Origin of the sequence: Campylobacter concisus (assembly GCF_902460705.1) — a bacterium.
GTDB classification, from domain to species: Bacteria; Campylobacterota; Campylobacteria; order Campylobacterales; family Campylobacteraceae; genus Campylobacter_A; species Campylobacter_A concisus_Z.
Genome location: NZ_CABPUP010000002.1, coordinates 129,084 through 152,992, shown reverse-complemented (window position 1 = coordinate 152,992; position 23,909 = coordinate 129,084). Strand labels below are relative to the sequence as shown.

The window sequence follows — 23,909 nt, the reverse complement described above, 5'->3', positions numbered from 1 at the left end:
ATATCCTTGCCACTCTTTATATGCCTTGCTAATTTTTAAGCAAATTTATAGATCATTTCTTTGTGATCTTATATAAAAAGCTAAAAATTTCAGCAACAGCTTTATATAAATTTGGTGGAATTTCTTGATCAACTTCAACCTTGCTTAAAATTTCAATAAGATCAGGATCCTCTTTGATCGGTATATCATGTTCTTTTGCAAGATCAATTATTCTATTTGCTATCTCACCAGCGCCACTAGCCAGCACTCTTGGAGCATTATCTTTAGATCTGTTGTAGCCAAGAGCTACTGCTTTTTTCTTATTTACTTGCATTAAATTTTCTTATCAAAGCCCACATCAAGGCCACCAAATTTTTTAAATCTATCATTTAGCTTCACTTTTGACAAAGTTTTGATATTAAAGTTTGAAACTATAAGTCCAAGCTTTGATATTGCTTGTTTTAATTCACTAGAGTTTGAGAGGATTAGCTCCTTAAACTCATTTGTTTGCGTAGCTACCGAAAGATCGATGTATCTTTTATCAATAAGTCCAACCATCACATTTATCTGTCCAAATTTTTTAAAATTTAGATCTATTTGAGCGTAAAATTTATCCTTTTTGCCTTGCTTAAATGCGATATTTCCACCCTCAACGCCGTCCCAAATATAAGGCATATAAGTTTGGATCCCGCCTTGAAGGCTTGATATCATTTGATGCATCTCGATCTGCGAAATCATCTTATTTGCAGCATTTATGCTTTGTGGGTTTTGACTCTTTTCACTGATGTTTAAAAGCGTACTTTTTATATCTTGGCTTAGCACCTTTGAAATTTCGCTGCTATTTTTAGTCGTAATGTTATTTATATCGTTTGTAGCGAGATTTAGTTGTTTTAAAAGTGCCTTACTCTCACTTAGCTCATTTTTAGCCAAACTTGCCTTAGCATCAGCAAGACTTAGGCTATGAGCAAGACGTCTCGCTGCACTTTGGAGCTTATCTTGCAAGCTACCATCCTTCGAGACATCACTCATCTCATTAAACGCTTTTACAAGCCCTGCTTCATCGCCTATATTATTTAGCGTTTTTAAATCGTTTTTTATGCTATCAAGGATAGTTTTTAGCTCTTTGTGATTTTGGCTAAAACCAAAATTTTGATTTAGCTTTTCATTTGCTAGGCTTGCGACTTTCTCGCTTAAATTTGAGATGAAATTTTGCATTTTACCTATTTGATTTTTTACTAGCTCGCCATTTTGATCTTTTGAAAAATTTTTATCTAAAAATTTAACCACACTATCAAGCTTATCAACATCTTTTAAAAGCGTTTTTATGCTTGAGTTATCAAGGATGTTTTTTGCGTCACTACTCGCTTTTTCAAGTATAGAAGCAAGCTTTGAAAAAGAGTTTTGATTGTCTAATTTTTCATCATTTAGGGTTAAAATTTGATTTAGTAAATTCCCGCTTGAGAGATTTTTTATATCGCTTAGTAGCTTCTGAACCGAGCTTGGAAGCTTCTCTGGACTAAGTGCATCTTTTAAATTTGCTTCAAGCATTACGCCTGAGTTTTTGATCTGATCATTTAGTGAGCCGGCTTTTAGATCGGCTATTGGTTTTAGAAATTCTTTTAGCTTTAGTGCAAGGCTCTTTATCTCAGGGCTTTCATTCTGCGTTGCTTCAGCCTCTAAGCTTTTCGCAAGGTCTGATAGCTCGCCCACTAAATTTGGAGCGATTTTCGTATCTTTTGCCTGAGATAAAATTTGTTCAGCCTTGCTAAGACTTGAAGCACTTTTTAGATCATCAAGCACTCTTGCAACGAGTTTTCCAACATTATCAAGTGTCTCTGAAATGCTCTGCTCATTAGGCGTTTGTACGCTTGGCTGATTTTTAAAAAGCGAGCCTTCATTTTTACGAACTGGCGCATTTTGAGTAGCATTTTGTCCGGTTTGAACCGAAGTATTTGATATATTCAAAGAATTTCCTATATCCATTTTTCACTTTTTATTTTTTTCTATCGGCAAAATTTCCATTTTGCTCAATAGTAGCGATGCCAGCCGTCCTTGCAACGAGCCTATCGTTATACTCTTTTCTCATGTGCTGTGGTATTGTCTTTTGCGTTAGCGCAAATAAAATAAGTCCAGCAAAAAGCACCAAATAAACATAGATAAAGCCAAATGCTCCAAAAATTTTCATCGCAAAGCTCATAAGAAGCGGCGAGAAAAGCGAAGCCAAAGAGTAGCTAAATAGCAAGGCACGTGCGACTTGCACGCTTTTAGTTTTATCTGTGATCTCATCATTTGCCCTAGCTAAAGAAAGTCCATAGGTGCAAAAAATTCCAGCCCCAAAAAAGAATGAAAGTAGATATTCAATCGTTAAATTTTTGCCATTTAGTAAAAACAAAATCGCACTTATTAAAGCCACACTGCTACAAAGCAAAATAGCTGGCCTTCTACCATATCTATCAGAGAAACTACCGATAAAAACTTGAGCTAAAAAGCCCCCAATCATCGCAACCGTCATAAAAAATGATGCCTCTTTTGTGCCGTATCCTTGAAGCAAGACAAAAAGGCTTGCCATCGAAAAAAAGCCGTTTATTGCTAAGCCTGCAATTAGCGCTCCAACAAGAGCGAGCGGGACGATACCAAAAATTTTTGGAATATTTATGGGCTGACGCTCTGGGATTTGAGGCTGATTTATACGGATCAAATTTAATGGAATGCTTGAGAGCATGATAAAAGCTGCACTTATTATAAAAATTTCAAATACACTAAGATCAAGAGCCAAGATCAAAATGCCAAGTCCAAAACTCGTGTAAAAAACGCCTTCGTAAAAGGCTATCACGCGAGATCTTATTTTATTTGGAATTTTTGCATTTAGCCAGCTTTCTATAACCATTAAAAGCGCGTAATAACAATACCCCAAAAACACCCTTAACACTGCCCAAAAGATCAAATTTTGACTGATGGCATGAAGCATGGCCGATACCGCAAAGATAGCTGAAAAGATAGCAAACGCTCTTATATGACCAGTAGTTGATATCACTCTATGAGCTGTAATAGTACTAACAAGTGCACCCACAAAAAAGCTCATGTTTATAAGACCGATCTCAAGTTCACCAACGCCATTTTGCTTAAGCAACGCACTACAAGAAGCGATAACTAGACCATTTCCGATAAAAAGCAAGCTCATGCCAAAAAATAGCGGCCCCATCGAACGGATGATCCTAAAGCTACTTGCCATCTGCATCCTTTCTTAAATTATTTTGCATTATCCCAAAGATAAAAGCTCCAATGGGCATGGGAGCAAGCCCAACTAAAAAGCCAGGCACATTTAGTAAATTTTCATTTCTTAAAAATAAAAATCCTAAGAATAATGCTGCATAAGCCGCCAAACGGTAAGGCATAAATGCTGCCATATAACTCTTATCTTTAAATGAAAATTTCTGCTTTTTTAGCCTTGCTTTTTCATCTTTTAGGTTAAATTCTTTTATCTCTTCTTGAGTAGAAATTTCATCCTCATCATCCTCGTCCTCTTCTTTTATTGTGGTTAAAATTTCATCTCTAGCATTTTCTAGCCTTGAGTTTATGCGGTTTTTGTAGGCAAAAAAACTAGCTGTCAAGATAATGAGCGAGGCAAAAAATGAAATTTGCGAGCTTATAAAAAATGAAAATGATACAAATTTGCCAATCACACTAAGGATAAGCCAAAGCACAAAATAGCAAATAAAAAGCCTACTAATCGTCCTCATCATCATCTTTTTCGTAGCTTCTAAACCTATTCTCGTATTTTAGCTCATCTAAGCTTTTCACCTGTGCCTTATAAGCCTTGTATACGTTTAAAATAGCCGCCAAAATACCAAAAATAAGCCCTATCCAAAGTGCTGGCGTGAAATTTGTAGCCTTTTTTACAAGATATCCTAGTCCAGTGCCGATTACCACAGCTACAACCATCGATATACCAAGGCTTAGCTGCTCAGCACCTACTACTATATCTTTTACTTTTAGCTTTGCCATTAGGCTTTTATCTCCAAAAATGCCTCTTTAGCTGCATTTATAGCTAGGTCGATATCAGCCTCGCTCATCGCATCACAGATAAATCCGGTCTCAAACTGACTAGGCGCTAGATAAATTCCACGCTTAAGCATCGCTTGGTGAAATTTGGCAAAAAGCTTTGTGTCGCTTTTTAATGCATCATCATAATTTTTCACAGCGTGATCTGTAAAAAAGTAGCCAAACATCGAGCCACGAACATCGGTTTGTATAGCAATACCTGCGCTTTTTGCCGCCTCTTTAAAGCCGTCCATTAGTTTTTTAGCTAGTTTTTCAAGTCTGGTGTATAAATTTTGATCGCTATTTATCTTAGAAATAGCCGCTATACCAGCGCTCATCGCCACTGGGTTGCCACTTAGCGTACCTGCTTGATAGACAGCGCCCTCTGGGCTTAAGCAGTCCATTATCTCGGCCTTACCTCCAAATGCAGCGACGTTCATGCCTCCGCCTATAACCTTACCAAATGTTATAAGATCAGCGTCCACCTCGTGAAATGGATACGATCCAAGACGAGAAGCCCTAAAGCCGCTCATAACCTCATCAAGGATGAGTACTGCACCAAATTTATCGCAAAGCGCTCTAAGCTCCTGCAAGAATTTCTTATCAGCTGGCACAAGCCCCATATTTCCAGCGATAGGCTCGATTATGACGACGCCGATTTTGTTTTTGTTGTTTTCAAAGATGGCTTTTACGCTTTCGATATCGTTGTAGATAGCTAAAAATGTGTTTTTCACAACATCTTGTGGCACGCCACCGCTTGAAGCGTTGCCATATGTCGTAGCGCCACTTCCTGCTTTGATAAGGAGTGCATCGCTGTGTCCGTGGTAGCATCCTTCAAATTTTATAAGGCCATCTTTTTTGGCGTATCCTCTAGCTACTCTGATCGCACTCATCGTGGCCTCGGTGCCAGAGCTAACGAAGCGAATTTTATCTATTTGTTTAAACTCATCACATATTAGCTTTGCTAGAGCTGTCTCTTTTGGCGACGGAGCGCCGTAAGATACGCCTTGCTTGACAGCAGATGTGATCGCATCTTCGATATCTTTATCGCAGTGGCCAAAGATGAGCGGTCCCCAGCTTTGGATGAAGTCAAGGTACTTTTTGCCCTCGACGTCGTATAGATAAGCGCCATTTGCATGATCGATCATTACAGGCTCACCACCAACACTACCAAATGCGCGCACTGGTGAATTTACGCCGCCTGGGATATATTTTTTGGCTTCGCTAAATGCCTCTTTATTTGTCATTTTTTATCCTTTTGATTTTGTGTTTTTAAATTTGCTTTTTGATTATCTTTTGGATTTGCAGCTGGTTTCACTGGCGTTTTTGCCACTTGTGTAGCAGTTTTTACTGGCTCAGCTGGTTTTGCTGGGGCTGTCTTAGCTGGCTCTACTGCTTTTGCGCTTGGGGCAGCTTTAGCAGGTTGCTCTGGCTGTTTTTGCGTAGTAGCAGGAGCGGCTGACTTGGTTAAATTTTGCGATTTTGTCACTTTTGCGGGAGGCTTCATCTGATTTGTGATGTATTCATAAAGAATGGTCGTCTCCTCGTCTGTCAAAAAGTAGCTTGGCATGACGCCTTTTGGCTTTGTTAGAGCGGCTTTAAAGCTTTCAAATTCTATATCATTTATCTTTGGTGCTCTAAGCTCATCATCAACCGTTTTATTTGCCTTTTTGTCAAAGTGTTTGTATTTAGAGATTAGACTACCCTCGCCCTTTGCGCCGTGACATTTGTCACAGCCTATGCCACGTGGATTTAGGTAGAGCATCTTGGCGTACTCAGTCTTTGTTATAAAATCAGCTCCAAAAATCGCCACGCAAAAAAGCAAAATCAAAAAAACAGACCTCATAAACCTCTCTTTTAAAAATTTAATTTAATTTTAGGTATGATATCACCCTTGTGATTAAAAAAGCTTTTAAATAAGGATCCAATATGAAAATTTTAGACGGCAAAGCCGTATCTTTAAAGGTCAAAGAAAGCGTAAAAGTAAGAGCTGAAGAACTGAAAAAATTTGGCGTAGAGCCAACCCTAGCTGTTATCTTGGTAGGCGAAGATAAAGCATCTCAAACATACGTTAGAGCCAAAGAAAAAGCCTGCAACGAATACGGCATAAAAAGCGTAGCTCACCGCCTAAGTGAAAATACAACCCAAGCAGAGCTTCTAGCGCTTATAAATGTGCTAAATTTAGACGATAGTATCCACGGCATCTTGGTGCAGTTGCCACTTCCAAAACATATAGATACAAATACCGTTTTAGCAACGATCGATCCAGCAAAAGACGTAGATGGCTTTCACGCTGTAAATGTTGGCAAACTTGTCAGTGGCCTTGATGGTTTTGTGCCTTGCACACCGCTTGGAGTTATGGAAATTTTAAAAGAGTATGGCATAGAAGTAGCTGGGCTAAATGCAGTAGTGATCGGTAGAAGCAACATTGTTGGCAAGCCTATGGCAAATTTACTTCTAAACGCTTCAGCAACAGTTACGATCACTCACAGCAAGACTAAAAATTTAAAAGAAATTTGCAAAAATGCTGATCTTATCGTCGCAGCCATTGGTAAGCCATTTTTCTTAAAGGCTGACATGGTAAAAGATGACGCAGTAGTCGTTGATGTGGGCATAAACAGACTTGATGATGGCAGACTTGTAGGCGATGTGGACTTTGACGAGGTCGCACCAAAATGCTCATACATCACGCCAGTTCCTGGGGGCGTAGGTCCGATGACGATTGCGATGCTTTTAAACAACACAATCCTTGCAGCCCAAGCTAAGATAGCTAGCCACAAAAGAGCGTAATAATGAAAAAATTTTTTACTAAATTTTATGACTTTTGCTCGAGCTGGACTGGCACAGTCATCATTGTACTTTTTGTTATATTTTTCATAGCTCAAGCCTTTGTTATCCCGTCTGGTTCGATGAAAAATACGCTTTTGGTTGGTGATTTTTTATTCGCTAAAAAATTTGTTTATGGTATACCAACACCAAGAATTCCATGGCTTGAGGTAAAAATTTTACCCGAGCTAAATGACAATGGGCATCTTGCAACAGGTGATGGTCCGGCAAGAGGCGATATAGTCGTCTTTCGTTATCCAAAAGATGAAAAGACCCACTTTGTAAAACGTTGCTTTGCCACAAGCGAAGATGAGATAGTATTTACCGAAAAAGCCTTGTATTTGCGTCCAAAAGAGGGAGATAGCTTTATAAAAGCAAACTGCCGTGAAAATTTAAATGGTAAAGAGAGTAAATTTGGCTACTCATGTAGCGATATAGCCGAACTTGATGGCAAACTTTTCATAAAAGAGCCATATAGATTTAGCGGCATCCATTATGACGAAAATGTAAATTTATTTGAACAGATGATTTTCATGCTAAATACAAACAAAGATAGTGTTTTTATGAAGCCAGTGTCCATTAGCTCACTACCGCAAAATCCAAATTTTAACCTTAATGCATTTTATGTAAAAGTGCCAAAGGATGAGTACTTTATGATAGGCGACAACCGCGATCACTCAAACGATAGCCGTTTTTGGGGAAGCGTGGCTTACAAGGACATAGTCGGAGAGCCTTGGTTTATATATTTTAGCTGGGACAAGAACTACAATGTGCGCTGGGAGCGTATCGGACGTTTTGTAGACACGATAGAAAATGATGAATTTTTCACTAACAAAGCTCTAAAAGAAGGCGAAGTAGATGGGCTTCATTGATAACATAGACATAGTCAAAGTCGCCACTATCGTCATCTCTTTAATAATCGCCATCGTCGGCCACGAGATCGCTCATGGCTATGTCGCTTATAAATTTGGCGACAACACCGCAAAAAACCTTGGCAGACTTAGCATAAACCCTATAAAACATATTGACCCAGTTGGCACTATCATCGTGCCACTGGTGCTTTATCTAAGCACTGGTATGATGTTTGGCTGGGCAAAACCAGTGCCTGTAAATACCTACACAGTCGTGCGAAATGGCGGCTACAAGGCAGCTATCTACGTAAGTCTAGCTGGTATCTGCTACAACATCATCTTGGGCGTCTTATCGCTTTTTGTGCTAAAGGCTTTGCTAAATATAGAAACCTTTGAAATTTTACTTCAGTTTTTATTTACGCTTGCGCTTTTAAATCTGATGTTAGCTGTGTTTAACCTCTATCCGATCCCACCACTTGACGGCTTTCATGCGCTCGAGTACGCGCTTAGAAATTTTGGCTTTCACGCACTAGCTGAAAAGCTTGAGAGCATCTCACGATACGGCTTTGTCATCCTTATCATCATCCTCATTTCGCCTTTAAAAGATACTATCTTTTATCCGACAAGATACGTTTTAGATATCGCAAGCGCCTTTATAAATGGCTAAATTTAGAGCAAATTTGCTCTAAATTTTTGGCTTTGTGATCTTATAAGAGTACTCTTTTTTAAATTCCTCTTTTGGCGCAAGGCTAAATTTAAGCTCCACCTTGCCATCTTTACTGATATCTTTTTTATCAAAGCCCTTTATCTCGACCTTTACCGCCTCGTCAGCAGATACTGGCACGCGATCAACCAAAGTGACATCGACACTTTTACTTGAGTTATTTTTGACACTTATCTCATAGCCCTCTTCGCTTATGCGGTCTTTGCCAAGAAGCGAGCTCTTTTTAAATTTATTTAATCGCTCTTTTTTAAGCTCGATTAGCTCGTTTTGTCCTAAAAATAACTGCACTGGCTCATCTTTAGCTTTCATCTCAAACTCGCTTGGACTACCAACACTCACACTATTAACATAAAACTGCGTTTTAGCTGGTGTTAGATCATCATTTAGTTTAAAGCTAGCTACATTATATGCCTTTAGCGAGCCGTAAAAATCAGCAAAAACGCTAAAATTTGCGTCCATTTTTTGTGTGTCATAAGTTATATATTTGCTCTCGCCTTTTGCTAAATTTATCCCATCTATCTTCCAAATTTTGGCAAACTCATTCTCGTCTCTTTGCACACGCATATCAGCGACCTCAGCAGTGACTTTTGCGGCTCTTAGCATATTTTTTGAAGCGCCGTAACCATCAGCCTCCGCCTCACTCTCCTCGTACCAAGGGTAAAATCTACTTGGAGCAAGCGCTTTTTGATATCTGGTCGGATAGATAGCGAGTTTTAAATTTTTAATATCGCTGGCAAATGGGTTGGTGAGTAAAATTTCTTGTTTTATCAAGATATTTTTGTTTTTCGTGTCTGCATAAATTTCATTTAGCGTCTTTGGGGCCTCATCATCCATGTATGATAACGTCGCCTCTTTTGGGTTGCAAGCAAATTTCATATCAAGCTGCAAAAAACCAGCCATCTCGCTCTTTGGCTCATTTTCTTTAAGCGCTTCAAGCTCACTTTTAGCAGCTGAAATTTTCTCGATATTTTCTAGGCTAAATTTATAAAACTCATCAGCTCTTTTTGTCACATCGTTACTTTTGTTTTCTTCTATCAAAGCTTGCTCTATAAACCTACCTCTTGCATTTAGCGCCTCAAGTTTATTATTTAAATTTACAACTTCTTGCTTCCATTTTATGTAACTTTGGCTATTTTCTTCGCTGATCTTTTTTAGATTAGCATTCGCGTCACAATCCCCATTTATAGTGATGCTCTCACTCTCCACACCCTCTGGCACAAAGGCGCTAAAAGAGCTATTTGCGTCACTAAATTTTTGAGTAATGATGGTTTGATCTGTGTAGATCTCTATTAGATTTTCATTTGCAAAGGCTAACGCTGAAGCCATTAAAAAGAGCGTCTTTTTCATATTTTTCCCTTTTAAGAATTTCACAAATTATAGCCTTTTCTCACATGCAAGCAAAATTTTATTTTAATGCAACTTTGACTATAATCTGCAAAAAATTTATTGGATTTTTCATGAAAATAGATAAAATTTTTATCGCTTGCGATCACGCTGGAGTAGAGCTTAAGGCAGAGCTAAAAGAAACCATAAAAAAGCTTGGCTATGAAGTCATTGATCTTGGCACAAACGACAAAAATAGCGTTGATTACCCTGATTATGCGCATTTGCTAGCAAGCAAGCTTGAGCCTAACTGCTATGGCGTGCTCATTTGTGGCACAGGTATTGGCATATCAATCGCTGCAAACAAGCATGAAAACGTAAGGTGTGCCCTTTGTCACGACGAATTTACCGCTAGACTTGCGAGAGAACATAACGATGCAAATGTTATCGCTTTTGGAGCAAGGGTTATCGGAGCTGGTGTCGCTACAGCAGCACTTGAAACGTTTTTAAAGACAGAGTTTGCGGGCGGCAGACACGAAAGAAGAGTCAAAAAAATAGAGCTTAAGGAAGCCAAATGATAAGCGAGTGGATCGTTTTTACCGCTCTTGTTTGTGCTGCGATCTACCTAACTGTAATGGTCTTTTACTTCAAAACGCTTCTAAAAAAAGAGCGTGCGACAAAAGATTTTATGAAAAATAACCTCCAAGACACCGAAGTTGTAATAAGAAAATTTCAGATCCAACTTCAGCGAAGCCTCGGTAACATCGACATCTTAACAGACGAGCTAAACAAAACTAAAAACGACGTGACCTCGCTTCGCACAAGAAATTCCCAGTACCGCTTAGAAAACGACAAGCTAAGACAACGCATCCGTGAGCTTGAAGGCAAAATCGAAGCGCTACTATAACATCAACTTAAGGAAATTTATGAAAATTTTAGATCAAAAGGGAAGAGAATTCTTACTAAACTCTATTCGCTGTATAAACGATTTTCCAAAGCCTGGCATCGTTTTTCGCGATATCACAACGCTTTTAAACAACAAAGAGGCATTTAATTTTTTGATAGATCATTTAGTGGCGAGATATGAGGGTGCAAATATCGACTACATCGCTGGCATCGAGTCTCGTGGCTTTATCTTTGGCGCAGCGCTTGCAGCAAGGCTGAGGCTACCTTTTGTGCCTATTCGCAAGCCAAAAAAACTGCCTTTTATCACGCTTTCTCAAAAATATAGCCTAGAATACGGCGTCGATGAGGTACAAATTCACATCGATGCTTTTGGTGAAAAAGCAGGCGCTAGAGTGCTTTTGATGGACGATCTCATAGCCACTGGAGGCACTGCAAAGGCTTCAGTTGAGCTTATCAATCAAACTAACGCGACCTGCGTTGAAGCTTGCTTTCTCATAGATCTAGTCGATCTAAAAGGTAGCGAAAAGCTAAAGTCGCTTACTAAAATTTACAGCGTTTTAGAGGTTTAGAATGGAAGAGTTTTTTATAGAACTGCTTAAAGAGTACGGCTACATCATACTTTTTGTCTGGTGTATCATGGAGGGCGAGATGGCCTTAATAATGGCTGGAATTCTCGCTCACACCACGCATATGCACATCGCGCTTGCTATATTTGTGGCTGGACTTGGAGGCTTTGTGGGTGATCAAATTTACTTCTACCTTGGCCGTTACAATAAAAAATACATCGCAAAAAGGCTTCACACGCAGCGGAGAAAATTTGCAGTGGCGCACATAATGCTGAAAAAATACGGCTGGCCAATCATCTTTTTGCAACGCTATATGTATGGCTTTCGTGTCATCATTCCGCTTTGCATAGGACTTACTGGCTATGACGCTAAAAAATACGCCTTTATAAATTTGATCAGCGCTTGGTGCTGGGCGGCGATCACCACCATACCTGCTTGGATACTTGGCGAGCATATACTTGTGCTTTTGCAAGAAGCAAAAGAGCACTGGTACGTCGCTATCCCAGTGGTTGCTATATTTATGGGACTTTTGATCTATGCATTTAAGCGTATCGAAAATAAAATTTTAAACGAAAGGAGAGACAGAAGACATGCAGTTTCAAATAGTTGATAAGAAATTAAAAGATATAAAAGCTGATATTGAACTAATTTTTGTAGTAAATAAGGACTTAAAACATAAATTTATAGGCGATAAGGAGGCTATTAAATTTAACAATTACAAAGGCGAGAGCGTCCTTATCCTAAGCGAGGCAAAAAGGGCTTACGTGCCACTTTCTAAGCTTGATCTTGACGAGCTTAGAGTTGCAGCTGCTAAAGCTTATAACGCGCTAAAATCACTAAACATCAAGAGCATAAAGCTAGCTTCATATGTAGCGGAGTGCCAAAAACTAAGCTTTGAAGCGCTAGCTGAGGGCTTTTTGCTTGGGAGCTATGAATTTAACAAATATAAAGAGAAAAAAGAAAAATACACCCTAAAAGAGATCATCTTTTCTACTGAAGAATTTGCTGGCAAAAAGGTCGATCTAAAGGCAGCAAATGAGGGCTTTAAAGAGGCAGAGATAATAGCAAGCGCTACAAATTTTGCAAAAGATATCGTAAATGAAATCCCAGAAATTTACACACCGCAAAAAATGGCTGAGGATGCTCTAAATTTAGCCAAGAGCCACGCTAGTATCAAGTGCGAGGTCTATGACGAGAAATTTCTAGCAAAAGAGAAGATGAATGCATTTTTGGCAGTGAACCGCGCAAGTGTACATAAACCAAGGCTCATTCACCTAACCTACAAGCCTAAAAAGTCTAAAAAACGCATCATCTTTGTCGGCAAAGGGCTAACATACGATAGCGGCGGCCTTAGCTTAAAGCCGGCTGATTATATGCTCACTATGAAATCAGACAAAAGCGGTGCAGCAGCAGCTCTTGGCATCATAAAAGGCGCAGCGGAGTTAAATTTACCATTTGAAATTCATGCCATTTTAGGTGCTACTGAAAATATGATCGGCGGCAACGCCTACAAACCTGATGATGTACTAATTTCAAGAAGTGGCGTTAGTATAGAGGTGAGAAACACCGACGCAGAGGGACGTTTGGTCTTGGCTGACTGCCTAAGCTACGCACAAGACTTTAAGCCAGACATCCTAATCGACATGGCAACCTTAACTGGCGCTTGCGTCGTGGGACTTGGCGAGTACACAACAGGCATCATGGGAGAGAGCGAGAGCCTAAAAAGCGAGTTTAAAAGCAAGATAAAAGATAGCGGCGAGCTAGCGACTACACTTGATTTTAACCCTTATCTTAGTGAGCTTATCAAAAGCCAGATCGCAGACGTTAGCAACTGTGCATCTAGCAGATATGGCGGAGCGATCACAGCTGGCATGTTTCTAGCCAAATTTATCAAAGATGAGTATAAAGATAAGTGGCTACACCTTGATATCGCTGGTCCAGCATACCGCGAAAAGGCTTGGGGATACAACCAAGCAGGTGCGAGCGGGGCTGGCGTTAGGATGAATTTATACTTTTTACAAGCACTTAGCAAGGAGAATTGATGGGACTTTCAGTTGGAATCGTAGGCCTACCAAATGTGGGTAAATCAACGACATTTAACGCACTTACAAAGGCGCAAAACGCCGAGAGTGCGAACTATCCGTTTTGCACTATCGAGCCAAACAAAGCCATCGTGCCAGTGCCTGATAAGCGTCTAAATGAGCTTGCAAGGATAGTAAATCCTAATAAAATTCAGTATTCAACCATCGAATTTGTCGATATCGCTGGCCTTGTGAAAGGTGCAAGCTCTGGTGAGGGACTTGGTAATAAATTTTTATCAAATATCAGAGAAACCGAGCTTATTTTGCATATCGTTCGCTGCTTTGAAGATGAAAATATCACCCACGTCGAGGGTAGCGTCGATCCAGTAAGAGACATCGAGATCATCCAAACCGAGCTAATATTAGCTGATATCGAGCAGCTAAATAAAAAGATAGAAAAGCTTACAAGAGAGGCAAAAGCAAACGCAAAAGGTGCTAAAGAGGCGCTTGAGATAGCAAATTTACTTTTGGCTTATCTAAATGAAGGTAAAAGTGCAAGTAGCTTTGAGCAAAGAGATAGCGAGGCATTTTTGGCACTTAACAAAGAGCTAAGACTTCTAAGCGCAAAAGAGGTAGTTTATGGTGCGAACGTCGATGAAGAAGGGCTTAGCGAAGATAATAAATTTGTAAAAGCGCTAAAAGAGTACGCAAAAGCTTCAGATCACGAGGTGATCAAGCTTTGCGCCAAGGTCGAAGAGGAGCTAATCGGCCTAAGCGACGAAGAGGCACACGAGTTTCTGGCATCTCTTGGCACGAACGAGAGCGGACTTGAGAAGATCATCAAAACGTCTTTTGCGAAGCTAAATTTGATAAGCTATTTCACCGCTGGCGTCGTAGAAGTTAGAGCTTGGACGATCACAAATGGCTGGAAAGCGCCAAAAGCAGCAAGCGTCATCCACAATGACTTTGAGAGGGGCTTTATTAGAGCTGAAGTGATAAGCTATGACGACTATATCGCACATGGCGGTGAAAACGGAGCCAAAGAGGCTGGCAAAATAAGGCTTGAGGGCAAAGACTACATCGTACAAGATGGCGATGTTATGCACTTTAGGTTTAATGTTTAAATTTTAGCCCTCTTTTGGGCTAAATAGTCAAAATTTACACATAAAAATATTTAAGTCTTGGGATGTAAGACGATTTTAAACTTCCTTATTATAGTTAATAAAAATTCTTTTAAAAAATATACTAAGCCATATCGTCTTATTAATATATTCGTTGATACATAAGCTTCTCTATACAAGTAATGATGTAAAAGCTATCAGCTCTGTGATATCAATATAGGTTTTATAAGTAAAGATAATAGCTTAGTTGCAGAGGTTGATGGTTTAATGAAGAACACAATTAAAGCAAGGAAGATTTTGATAGATAAAATAATGCACTCATTATATTTTACAAGCTTTTAAATCTATAATAATTTTTAAAGACTATATAAAACTTACAACCAAAGTCTGAGCAAATAGAGCACCGGCCACAAGTAAGGTATAAAAATTTTACTTATATGCCTAGCATATTTATTTTATTATTCCGATGGTCTCAGCAAATTTAAGCTCTTTATTTTCAAAGAGATTGTATTCGATCGCATCTTTTTCGCTTAGTATCACAATAGTTGAGCCAAGCTCGAAATTCCCAAGGCGTTCGCCCTTTTTGATATGTAAATTTTCATACTCGTAAATTTGTGTAAAATTTGCCATCGCATTTGTCTGTATACGCTCATCAAAACAAAATTTCATCTTTCCGACATTTAGCGCACCTACAAAAACAAGCCAAAGTTTTTTACCATTTTTCATCTCACAAGATAGCGCTACGCGTTCGTTCTTTGTATAAAGGCTGTCTACTTTTGCAAGCCATTTTGTAGCCACGCTGTAAAGTTTACCCGGAATATATATGGCTTTTTTAATGGCAATATCGCAAGGCGTATGATAATGATGATAATCTTTTGGGCTAAGATAGATATTTGCAAAGTCATATTCACCCTCAAGCTCACTCTGCCCCAATAGCTCACTTACACTATACTCCATGCCTTTTATGCTAAAGGCCTTTAGTTCCTTTGTGCTGCCAAAACTAAGACAAGTACCATCAACTGGGCTTATAAACATCTCATCTGCCGTATCAAAATCCCTTGACTTTATGAGCTCTCTAGTAAAAAGCTCATTTAAATTTTTATATTCATTTGCTGATTTAAACTCGATCATATCTATTTTAAACAGCTTTATGTAAAAAGAATTTATGGCTTCTTGAAGTGGTTTGAAAAAGTTAATCTTTGCAACCTTTCCAAAAATTTGAGAAAACAGATTGTCTTTATTCATTTTATTCCTTACTTAAGTTTAATATTGCAATCTCACTTGGAGCAAAAATTCTAACAGGAGGCCCCCAAAACCCAGCACCACTGCTAACATAAGCTTGCATTTTATCATTAATCTTATAAAGCCCATGTAAAAATCCCTGATCAAGTAAAACCAAAAGGCCAAAAGGAAAAATTTGACCAGCGTGTGTATGACCGCAAAGTACTAGATCAACATCTTGCTGCATTGTTTTTATAAATTTTGGCTGATGAGAGAGCAAGATAGTGGGTAGCGATGGGTCACGTCCTATCAATGCTTCATCCAAATTTGGCTCTAAATGTTTAAACCTAATGCCAGCCAAATCGTAAACGCCAGCTAGATTTATACTCGCAATTTTTTTGTTTTTATTACCTAAAATTTCTATGCCAAGAGAACTGATCTTTTCTAAAATACCATCTATCCCGTGATAATACTCATGATTGCCAGGGACATAGAAAGTCCCATAAGTACTTTTAAGGCCTTTTAATGGCTCTATAAAATCTCCTATAAAAGCAGCATTTACATCAACTAAGTCGCCCACTATCACTACGATGTCAGGATTCGCCAAATTTATGTCATTGACGAGTTTTTCCATAAAATCTTTCTGCAGAAATTCTCCTATATGCACGTCCGTTATCATGGCTATTTTTAAGCTGCTTTGTAAATTTTTTATTTTTATATCTACTTGTCTGATCTTTGGTGGCGTTAAAGCATTGAAAATACCTTTTAAAAAACAAGCAATTACAAAAATGACAAATGTAATATCAAAGCAAAATTTTATAAATTTTCGTCTTGTTGGACTAAAACTACTTTTAGAAAAAAAGCTACGCAAAATATCATAAAATAGACTAACAGCAAACAAAAATAGCGAAAAGCCTATGAGCGTACCAGCGATCAAATAAAGCTCAATACTTAAAAATGAAAACCTGATCTGAAGAACAAATATAAACTCAAGAATACAAATAACGTATAGAAGTATTCTAATTTTTGCAAGATATGGTATAAAAAACGAGACCTTTTTTATGAAACGATTATACGAATAAAAATTTATAAGAAAACTAAATATAAATGCTCCAATAATAATTCTCAAAAGCCCCAAAAAACTCTCCTTGTAAAAAATAAAAATTATATTTTATATTTTTAAATTTGTACTATAAAATTAATATCTTATTTTTAATGTTATTAGCCTTAAAAATTGTATAGTTTTGAATGTATAAAAAATGATTTAAAGTTGAGTAAATCTAATAGTTATTTAAGAAAGTAAGGTGGGAGAAAACCCACCTTATAAAGAATTATTTAACTTTACCAGTTTCCATTCTTTGTTTGTGTATCTCACGAAGTTTTCTTATATCATTTTTAACTTCGAATACACCATGCCAGTGTGAGTAGTCAGGACCACCCATTAAAGCACCTTGTCTCATACGACGACCTTCATGGTGCCACATATGATAGTAAACATCTTGAAATTCATCTTCCCAAGCATCTTCAAGTAGCAAGTTTTTAGCTTTTAACTCTTCAAGCAATTTAGTTGCTTCAGCATTATAAACGTTATAAAGCGCAACTTGCTTGTCACCGATAGCAAAGAAGTTATCTGTGTGAGTTGGTGTATGGCAAGCTTTACAAACTAGCTTCATCTCAGCTCTTGCTGCTTCTGGTCCATTTGGATGACCTGCAAGTGGCGTTCCTATGGTTAGTTTGCCAGTTTTTTCGTAAACAACAGCAGCTTGTTCATCACCAGCTGTTCTTAGCTTACTGCTGACGCCCCATAGGTTCCATTTTAGTCTTCTTGAAACATTGTGAGTTGTTGTTGTTTCACCAACACCACTCATGTGGCAAGCTGCACAAGTTGGAGCTCTAAAGTCTGGTACATCCCATGTATCAGGAGCAGCATCAAAATTCCATTTGTGAGCTTCGCTATTATAGATATGTCCGTGCATTGAGTTGTTAAAGATCTCAATATCTGGGTGATCAGGTCCAAGGTGGCAAGATGCACAAGCAGCTGGTTTTCTAGCTTCAGCTATGCTAAATGTGTGTGCGCTGTGGCATGATTTACATCCGCCTACGCCACCATCAGGATAAACATTACCTATACCGTAGTTTGGCCAAGTCTCTTTTGTAGGTTTGTGATCAGCGTCTAGTTTGATGACGGTTCCGTGGCACTGTGTACAACCAGTAGCGTCTGGAGCCATTTTGTATTCTGGATGATCCATACCTTCATAGTGATACATTAGTTTTACCATCGCAGGGTTAGCATACATTTGCATAGCACCTCTTGCGTGACCACTCTTAACAAATTCTTCAACCTCATTTTCGTGACACTTAGCACAAGTTTTTGGGCTAACTAGCATTGAAACATGGTTGTTAGAATCTTTTGGATGCACCTTAACTGAAGCCATAGGATTATCTGCATTTACAGAGTGGCAATCCATACAACTTACGCCAACGTGAGCGTGGCGACTATTTTTCCAATCGGCAACTATGCCGGGTGTCTCTTTAGCGTGGCACTCAACACAGCTTTTTGATAAGTCTGACATTTTGTGAGCAACTTTAATGTTTTTTACAACATTAAGGTTTAAAGCGTCAGATTTATTTGCATCCATGTTTGCGGCAAAGCCAAAAGACATTAGACAGGCTAATAACATTAGCGACTTTTTAAACATCTCTCCTCCTTACTTGGTTTTATTGTTTTCTTGTTTTTTAATTGCTTCAAATTTATCGATTTGTAGTCCTAAATCCTTGTGACCAACGTGCTCGTGGCAGTCAACACATGATTTTTTATTAGGATTTCCAAGAACGAAATAATCTCTATGTGGCAAGAATGATTTACCAGCTTGAATAACATTTTTTAAATTTGAGTGGCAAGTCAAACATCCACTATCATAGACAAAGTGAGATGCGTGCTCGCGCTTTTTACGCCAGTCGATCTTGTCCGTATCTGTAAAAAATGTCTTATAGCCATCATTTATCGATACTTTAAGTTTTGTAAGTACATAGGTATAGGCACTTGTATGATTTAGGTGACAGGCTGAACATTCAGCTTTTATGCCAAGCTTGTTATTGCCACCGTGTACATCTTCATGATATGCAGCATTCATAGGATCCATCGTGTGGCAAATAGTACAGATGTAGCCGCTACCAGTTGCATGAAGTGCATCAGCTATGCCCATAGAAGCGATAAGGCCGATTACGATGCCTATTATCACAGATGACCAAACAAAAAATTTCTTCTTAACTTCAGCCAAAATTTCCTCCTGAATTTATCAATATATCGTAAATTTTTACGAAAATTTTAAGTGAATACTATCAAAAGATATATAAATTTTTTCTTTAAGTAAATAAAAATATTTATTTGATATTAACTTTCAATAAGAATAAATTTCTTGCAGTCCACCCACATCTTTTTCCAAAATTTGGTTCTTCTCGTCAAGTTTAACCAAACCATTTGTTTTAAATTTATTTAAAATTCTTGAAAAAGTTTCCGGCGTCATATTAAGTATTGATGAAATTTTCGTATGTTTTAGCTCGTTAAATAAATCTTCATGATCTAAAATAAACCTAGCCACTTTTTCTTCTGAGCTTAAAATTAACTCTTGATGAAGTAGATTTGTCGTGATTCTTATCTTTTCAGACATTGACTTTAAAAATTTCATACAAATTTCTGGTTTTATTAAAAATTCTGCCGCGAATTTTTCATAATTTATCTTTAACACCTCACCAGATATGGTAAAAATGGCACTAGCTGGGTAGACAATATTTTCAAAATTTACGACTTCAGCTACAAAATTCATAGGTGCTAACTGATGAATAAAAATTTCTTTTCCGTTTGCTGTGGTTTTATAAAGCTTAACAGAGCCGCTTATTAAAAATATTAACCATTTTGGCTCCTCGCCTTCTATAAATAAGAATTCACCCTTTTTATACTTTTTTACGACACTTATAGCTTCAAGTTTGGCTAAATCTTCTTCGTTTAAGCCTTGAAAAAATGGGATTTTTTCTATCATATTTTTAATCGCCTTTTTAAAATAAAAAACATTTTAGCATATAAAAATAAGATAAATTTTAATAGATTTTCAAAGGGAATTTTCCCTTTGAATTTATGAAATTATTTTTTAAGTAGATCTCTAATCTCAGTTAAAAGTGTAATGTCAGCTGGAGTTTCAGGCTCTGCTGGAGCTGGCTCCTCTTTTGGTAGTTTATTTTTAAGTGTATTTAAAGCTTTGATAACGCAGAAAATACAAAATGCAATTATTAAAAAATCAACCATTGTTTGTATAAATGAGCCATAGTTTATCGTAACAGCAGGTACGCCATCTACTGCTTCTTTTAGCGTTAGCTTAAGATCAGTAAAATTTACACCACCAGTTAAAACGCCAACAACAGGCATGATAACATCACCAACTAGTGATGAAACGATCTTTCCAAACGCGCCGCCTATAACAACGCCAACAGCCATATCTATGACATTTCCACGCATCGCAAATTCTTTAAATTCGCTTATAAAACTCATTGTTTCTCCTAAAAATGTTAAATTTTTGTTCGGATTTTATTCAAGAAATGCTTTGCTTCGGCTAAAAAAATCAAATTACATAACTTTAAATTTATCAAGCTGGTGTTATAATCCAAACTCAAAATTTAACGTAAGGAATGAGCTTATGTATCGTTTTGCACCCTCTCCAACAGGAGATATGCACATAGGAAATTTACGTGCCGCTATTTTTAATTATATTTGTTCTTTGCAAGATAAAAGTGGCTTTATTTTACGCATAGAAGATACTGACAAAGAGCGAAATATCGAGGGAAAAGAGAAAGATATCTTAGAAATTTTAAGCAAATTTGGCATAAAACCAGAGCAAATTTACATCCAAAGTGAAAATTTAAAATTCCACAGACAGCTTGCATCAAAGCTTCTCATCGACAAAAAAGCTTTTGCTTGCTTTTGCACCGAAGAAGAGCTCGAGGCAAAAAAACAAAAAGCAAAAGAACAAGGCGTGGCGTATAGATATGACGGTACCTGCGAGAGACTAAGCGATGCTGAAGTTTTAAACTGCGAGAAGCCATTTGTCATCCGCATGAAAAAGCCAACACGCACGATGAGCTTTACAGATGCGATCAAGGGCGAACTAAGCTTCGAGCCAGACGCTGTTGATAGCTTTGTCATCATGAGAGCAGACAAGACTCCAACTTATAACTTCGCCTGCGCGGTTGATGATATGCTTGAGGGCGTAACCTTTGTCATACGCGGCGAGGATCACGTGAGCAACACACCAAAGCAAGACCTCATACGCGAGGGGCTTGGCTACACTGGCAAGATGAACTACGCGCATTTGCCTATACTTTTAAATATTGAAGGTAAAAAAATGAGCAAGCGCGAGAACGAATCAAGCGTAAAATGGCTCTTTGAGCAGGGATTTTTGCCTGAGGCGATCGCAAACTATTTGATACTTCTTGGTAACAAAACTCCGACTGAAATTTTTACCATCGAAGAGGCGGTGAAGTGGTTTGATATAACCAAAATTTCACACTCACCGGCTAGATTTGACGTGAAAAAACTTGAGCAGATAAATAGAGAACACATCAAGCTTGCTTCAAAAGAGCGCATAAAAGAGATCTTTGGCGTGGATGATAGCAAGGTTGAGCTAGTTAAATTTTACACTCAAGAAAGCTCATTAGTGCCTGAGATAAAAGCAAAAGTAGAAGCTATATACTCACCAAAAATAGCTCCAGATGAGTACAAAAATGAATTTGATATTATTAAAAAAGCAGCTCAAAATTTAAAAGTATGCGAGAGTTTTGATGAGTTTAAAAAAGAGCTTATGAATGCTACAAATTTAAAAGGTAAAAACTTTTTCATGCCACTACGTGCGCTGCTTACAAACGATCTTCATGGTCCTGAGTTAAGCGAACTCTATCCTCTTATAAAAGACGATCTGGCCAAAATTTTAATCTAGGAGCAAAAATGATACTTTCCACCCTATTTTCAGCGATCGCAAACATTTTGCACCTTATTATCACGGTCTATACATGGATCGTCATCGCAGCGGCGCTAATTAGCTGGGTCAGACCTGATCCTAGCTCGCCGGTCGTGCAGCTACTTTATAGGCTAACTGAGCCGGTTTATAGCTTTATTAGACGCTATATAAAAACAAATTTTAGTGGTATTGACTTTACTCCGCTTATTGTGCTTTTAGCACTTCAATTTTTAGATCAATTTTTAATAAGGCTTTTGTTTGGTTTTGCTGCGTCACTTTAGTATTCTCTCTCTTGTCTGTGTTGCTCTTTTGGCTAAAATTTATACCTACGAAGAGCTAAAAAACGAGCCAAAAAGTCTAGCAAAAGACTACTACATCAACCGCCTTATCAACGAGGGCAGTTATACAAAAGAGCAAATAGCAGAGCTTTCGCGTGATGTGTTTAGAAAAGCAGGCCTTGTTCAAAAATCAATCGATAAAATTTTACCTCCAAAAGCAGCTCCTAGCAAATGTCCTGGCGTAAATGCAAAAAATATTACCCAAGCAAATCTAACCTGCCAAAATTTGCTAACATCTATTGCTTTTAGCTTAAAGCTTGATAATCACACTCGTGAAATTTTAGCAACCAATCTTGCAAAGACAAATCCAGAAAAATCAAAAATTTTACTCACATTAAATGAGCCAAATCCGGCTAAAGCATTTGCAAATTTAAACGATACAAAGAGCTTTTTAGAGCTATTTAATGCCTCTAACCCGCAAAATAAAAGTACACTTTTTGTTGAAAGCTTTGATGCAAATTTCATGACCAAGCTCTACTCACAAAAGGGCTTTACAAATTTATTAAACGACCTTGTTTTTAACAAAAAATATGAAGGTTTTAGAAGAAATTTGCTAAGCATTGATCCAGCCATCACTGAGAAAAATGATGCTTTTACACTTGGATTAAATGCGATTTTACTAGGACAAGACGATATCGCCTTTAGCCTTTTTGCAAGAGCCAAAAATACCCTTGAAAGGGCTTGGCAAAGAGACAATGCGACATTTTGGCTCTATCAGATAAGCAAAAACGAAAGCTTTTTAAAAGAGTTAAGTGCCAGCAAGGATGCAAATATATACTCGCTTTACGCAAGAGATTTGATTGGTGGCGAACCACTTGAAGTCATCGTACCAAAACCTAGCAAGCAAAATATCGAAAATTTTGACGTGAGCGATCCGTTTTTATGGAACAAAACTGCAGCCCTTGCAAAAGATATGAATGCCACGCAAGCAAGCGAATTTGCAAAGAAATTTTATACAAACGAAAGCATCGGCGCCTATGCATACTTCATGCAAAAGGCGCATGGCTGGGAGAAGCAATACTTCTTAATGCCAAGCTCTCCTGAGCTTGAGGGCATCAGCAACGAGAGAAAGTCAATGATCTACGCTCTGGCTAGACAAGAGAGTCTCTTTATCCCAAGCGTAGTTTCTACTTCATACGCCCTTGGCATGATGCAGTTTATGCCCTTTCTCGCAAATGCGATCGGCAAAAAAGAGCTAAAAATCCCAAATTTTGATGAAGACGATCTTTTTAAAATAGATATTGCATTTAAATTTGCAAATCACCACCTAAACTATCTTGATAAATTTCTCTATCATCCTCTCTTTACCGCATACGCGTACAACGGCGGTATTGGCTTTACCAAAAAGCTTATCACAAGAGATGATATGTTTAAAGAGGGGAAATTTGAGCCATTTTTATCAATTGAGCTTGTCCCTGTGGCTGAGACTAGAAACTACGGCAAAAAAGTGCTTGCCAACTACGTGATCTATATGGCACTTACTGGTTCCAATATAAAGATTTCGCAACTTTTCGAAAATTTAACAAAACCGGCTTTGACTGATAAATTTCGAAACTAAGTGCTAGATCATCGCTTTGCTTGCTTGGTGCGGTCACTTCATAATAAACCGACCAAGGCATAGAAAATCCAGCAAATTTTAACATCTCATCATTTTCATCAAGCAGCCTTGCATTTGTGGCATTTGAGTCGTCATTTACTTTTATGTTCTTTAAATTTTGTGCATGTTCTTTTGGATTTATGGCCACCAAAAAGTGCTCTTTGCTTGCATCTAAATCTGAGTTATAAATAGGATTTAAATAAGTTGCTACAATTAGCGTTCTATCAGTGCCGTCAATGATCTCGCTCTTGCTTGTGTAAGCCAAAAGCTCATTTTTTAACGGCTCATGCACGATTACTTTTTGATCGGCACAGCCAAATATCATCAAAATAAATACAAAAAACGATATAAATTTACTCATAAAAACTCTTAAATTTCTAAAATTTC

General features: G+C 38.0%; 27 protein-coding genes. 12 read left to right on the top strand and 15 right to left on the bottom strand.

Features of this window, described 5'->3' with window-relative positions; all coding sequences use genetic code 11:
• Positions 1-52 precede the first annotated feature (52 nt).
• The 7 genes from F3G75_RS04770 to F3G75_RS09595 are packed head-to-tail and all read right to left on the bottom strand — an operon-like array spanning position 53 to position 5,866.
• Positions 53-313 carry a FlhB-like flagellar biosynthesis protein gene (locus F3G75_RS04770; RefSeq protein WP_021090972.1) on the bottom strand — a complete coding sequence of 87 codons (261 nt, stop codon included), beginning with the start codon at positions 311-313 and terminating at the stop codon, positions 53-55.
• Positions 313-1,944: a flagellar hook-length control protein FliK gene (fliK, locus tag F3G75_RS04765; protein WP_188115389.1), complete on the bottom strand. Its 1,632-nt coding sequence runs from the start codon at positions 1,942-1,944 to the stop codon at positions 313-315. Before fliK ends, F3G75_RS04770 begins: the two co-directional genes overlap by 1 nt.
• Before the next feature lie 28 nt (positions 1,945-1,972).
• Entirely contained in the window at positions 1,973-3,211 is a 1,239-nt protein-coding gene (locus F3G75_RS04760) for an MFS transporter (RefSeq protein ID WP_149716749.1), read from the bottom strand.
• Positions 3,201-3,719, bottom strand: coding sequence for a hypothetical protein (locus tag F3G75_RS04755; protein ID WP_223154342.1), 519 nt, complete (start codon positions 3,717-3,719; stop codon positions 3,201-3,203). The genes F3G75_RS04760 and F3G75_RS04755 overlap by 11 nt, the downstream gene beginning before the upstream one ends.
• Positions 3,706-3,984, bottom strand: coding sequence for an AtpZ/AtpI family protein (locus F3G75_RS04750; protein WP_149716747.1), 279 nt, complete (start codon positions 3,982-3,984; stop codon positions 3,706-3,708). The genes F3G75_RS04755 and F3G75_RS04750 overlap by 14 nt, the downstream gene beginning before the upstream one ends.
• Positions 3,984-5,267 carry a glutamate-1-semialdehyde 2,1-aminomutase gene (gene hemL / locus F3G75_RS04745; protein ID WP_149716746.1) on the bottom strand — a complete coding sequence of 428 codons (1,284 nt, stop codon included), beginning with the start codon at positions 5,265-5,267 and terminating at the stop codon, positions 3,984-3,986. Before hemL ends, F3G75_RS04750 begins: the two co-directional genes overlap by 1 nt.
• Positions 5,264-5,866 carry a c-type cytochrome gene (locus tag F3G75_RS09595; RefSeq protein ID WP_149716745.1) on the bottom strand — a complete coding sequence of 201 codons (603 nt, stop codon included), beginning with the start codon at positions 5,864-5,866 and terminating at the stop codon, positions 5,264-5,266. The genes hemL and F3G75_RS09595 overlap by 4 nt, the downstream gene beginning before the upstream one ends.
• A gap of 83 nt (positions 5,867-5,949) precedes the next feature.
• Here F3G75_RS09595 and folD point away from each other — a divergent pair, with 83 nt between their 5' ends.
• Genes folD through F3G75_RS04725 form a run of 3 tightly spaced genes read left to right on the top strand, consistent with a single transcriptional unit; the run spans position 5,950 to position 8,364 of the window.
• Complete coding sequence (gene folD / locus F3G75_RS04735) at positions 5,950-6,810, top strand: bifunctional methylenetetrahydrofolate dehydrogenase/methenyltetrahydrofolate cyclohydrolase FolD (RefSeq protein ID WP_149716744.1); 861 nt, start codon at positions 5,950-5,952, stop codon at positions 6,808-6,810.
• 2 nt (positions 6,811-6,812) lie between these two features.
• The gene (lepB, locus tag F3G75_RS04730) at positions 6,813-7,718 is read left to right on the top strand and encodes a signal peptidase I (protein WP_149716743.1); all 906 of its coding nucleotides are present in this window, start codon (positions 6,813-6,815) and stop codon (positions 7,716-7,718) included.
• Positions 7,705-8,364: a site-2 protease family protein gene (locus F3G75_RS04725; RefSeq protein WP_149716742.1), complete on the top strand. Its 660-nt coding sequence runs from the start codon at positions 7,705-7,707 to the stop codon at positions 8,362-8,364. The genes lepB and F3G75_RS04725 overlap by 14 nt, the downstream gene beginning before the upstream one ends.
• Before the next feature lie 18 nt (positions 8,365-8,382).
• Here the strand turns inward: F3G75_RS04725 and F3G75_RS04720 are convergent, their stop codons facing one another.
• Positions 8,383-9,768 (bottom strand): DUF4139 domain-containing protein, encoded by a 1,386-nt coding sequence (locus F3G75_RS04720; protein WP_149716741.1) that lies wholly within the window; start codon positions 9,766-9,768, stop codon positions 8,383-8,385.
• Between the two features lie 110 nt (positions 9,769-9,878).
• Here F3G75_RS04720 and rpiB point away from each other — a divergent pair, with 110 nt between their 5' ends.
• Genes rpiB through ychF form a run of 6 tightly spaced genes read left to right on the top strand, consistent with a single transcriptional unit; the run spans position 9,879 to position 14,361 of the window.
• Positions 9,879-10,322, top strand: coding sequence for a ribose 5-phosphate isomerase B (rpiB, locus tag F3G75_RS04715; protein WP_149716740.1), 444 nt, complete (start codon positions 9,879-9,881; stop codon positions 10,320-10,322).
• On the top strand, positions 10,319-10,651 hold the full coding sequence (locus F3G75_RS04710) for a hypothetical protein (protein ID WP_149716739.1): 333 nt from the start codon (positions 10,319-10,321) through the stop codon (positions 10,649-10,651). The genes rpiB and F3G75_RS04710 overlap by 4 nt, the downstream gene beginning before the upstream one ends.
• Positions 10,652-10,670: 19 nt before the next feature.
• Positions 10,671-11,219 (top strand): adenine phosphoribosyltransferase, encoded by a 549-nt coding sequence (apt, locus tag F3G75_RS04705; protein WP_107686614.1) that lies wholly within the window; start codon positions 10,671-10,673, stop codon positions 11,217-11,219.
• Position 11,220: 1 nt separating this feature from the next.
• Positions 11,221-11,826, top strand: coding sequence for a DedA family protein (locus tag F3G75_RS04700; protein ID WP_054196332.1), 606 nt, complete (start codon positions 11,221-11,223; stop codon positions 11,824-11,826).
• Positions 11,807-13,258: a leucyl aminopeptidase gene (locus F3G75_RS04695; RefSeq protein WP_149716738.1), complete on the top strand. Its 1,452-nt coding sequence runs from the start codon at positions 11,807-11,809 to the stop codon at positions 13,256-13,258. The genes F3G75_RS04700 and F3G75_RS04695 overlap by 20 nt, the downstream gene beginning before the upstream one ends.
• Positions 13,258-14,361 carry a redox-regulated ATPase YchF gene (gene ychF, locus F3G75_RS04690; RefSeq protein ID WP_149716737.1) on the top strand — a complete coding sequence of 368 codons (1,104 nt, stop codon included), beginning with the start codon at positions 13,258-13,260 and terminating at the stop codon, positions 14,359-14,361. The genes F3G75_RS04695 and ychF overlap by 1 nt, the downstream gene beginning before the upstream one ends.
• 447 nt (positions 14,362-14,808) lie before the next feature.
• Here ychF and F3G75_RS04685 read toward each other — a convergent pair whose 3' ends face one another.
• The 6 genes from F3G75_RS04685 to mscL form a co-directional block, all read right to left on the bottom strand.
• The gene (locus F3G75_RS04685; protein ID WP_149716736.1) at positions 14,809-15,603 is read right to left on the bottom strand and encodes a phosphatidylserine decarboxylase; all 795 of its coding nucleotides are present in this window, start codon (positions 15,601-15,603) and stop codon (positions 14,809-14,811) included.
• Between the two features lies 1 nt (position 15,604).
• A complete protein-coding gene (locus F3G75_RS04680; RefSeq protein WP_149716735.1) occupies positions 15,605-16,717 on the bottom strand; it encodes a metallophosphoesterase in 1,113 nt (370 codons plus the stop codon).
• Positions 16,718-16,910: 193 nt separating this feature from the next.
• Complete coding sequence (locus F3G75_RS04675; RefSeq protein WP_149716734.1) at positions 16,911-18,278, bottom strand: multiheme c-type cytochrome; 1,368 nt, start codon at positions 18,276-18,278, stop codon at positions 16,911-16,913.
• A gap of 9 nt (positions 18,279-18,287) precedes the next feature.
• Positions 18,288-18,860 (bottom strand): cytochrome c3 family protein, encoded by a 573-nt coding sequence (locus F3G75_RS04670; RefSeq protein ID WP_149716733.1) that lies wholly within the window; start codon positions 18,858-18,860, stop codon positions 18,288-18,290.
• A gap of 120 nt (positions 18,861-18,980) precedes the next feature.
• Positions 18,981-19,619 carry a Crp/Fnr family transcriptional regulator gene (locus F3G75_RS04665; protein WP_084108542.1) on the bottom strand — a complete coding sequence of 213 codons (639 nt, stop codon included), beginning with the start codon at positions 19,617-19,619 and terminating at the stop codon, positions 18,981-18,983.
• A gap of 101 nt (positions 19,620-19,720) precedes the next feature.
• Positions 19,721-20,125: a large-conductance mechanosensitive channel protein MscL gene (mscL, locus tag F3G75_RS04660; RefSeq protein WP_103579546.1), complete on the bottom strand. Its 405-nt coding sequence runs from the start codon at positions 20,123-20,125 to the stop codon at positions 19,721-19,723.
• A 145-nt stretch (positions 20,126-20,270) separates the two neighbouring features.
• Between mscL and gltX the strand changes: the two genes are divergently transcribed.
• From gltX to F3G75_RS04645, 3 genes are read left to right on the top strand one after another with little or no spacing between them, the layout of a single operon-like run.
• Positions 20,271-21,566 (top strand): glutamate--tRNA ligase, encoded by a 1,296-nt coding sequence (gltX, locus tag F3G75_RS04655; protein WP_149716732.1) that lies wholly within the window; start codon positions 20,271-20,273, stop codon positions 21,564-21,566.
• 8 nt (positions 21,567-21,574) lie between these two features.
• Entirely contained in the window at positions 21,575-21,868 is a 294-nt protein-coding gene (locus tag F3G75_RS04650; RefSeq protein WP_103579548.1) for a YggT family protein, read from the top strand.
• Complete coding sequence (locus F3G75_RS04645) at positions 21,846-23,483, top strand: lytic transglycosylase domain-containing protein (RefSeq protein ID WP_149716731.1); 1,638 nt, start codon at positions 21,846-21,848, stop codon at positions 23,481-23,483. Before F3G75_RS04650 ends, F3G75_RS04645 begins: the two co-directional genes overlap by 23 nt.
• Here F3G75_RS04645 and F3G75_RS04640 read toward each other — a convergent pair.
• Positions 23,404-23,883, bottom strand: a complete 480-nt coding sequence (locus tag F3G75_RS04640; RefSeq protein WP_149716730.1) for a hypothetical protein — start codon at positions 23,881-23,883, stop codon at positions 23,404-23,406. The two genes, F3G75_RS04645 and F3G75_RS04640, sit on opposite strands and share 80 nt — an antisense overlap.
• Positions 23,884-23,909: the final 26 nt, after the last annotated feature.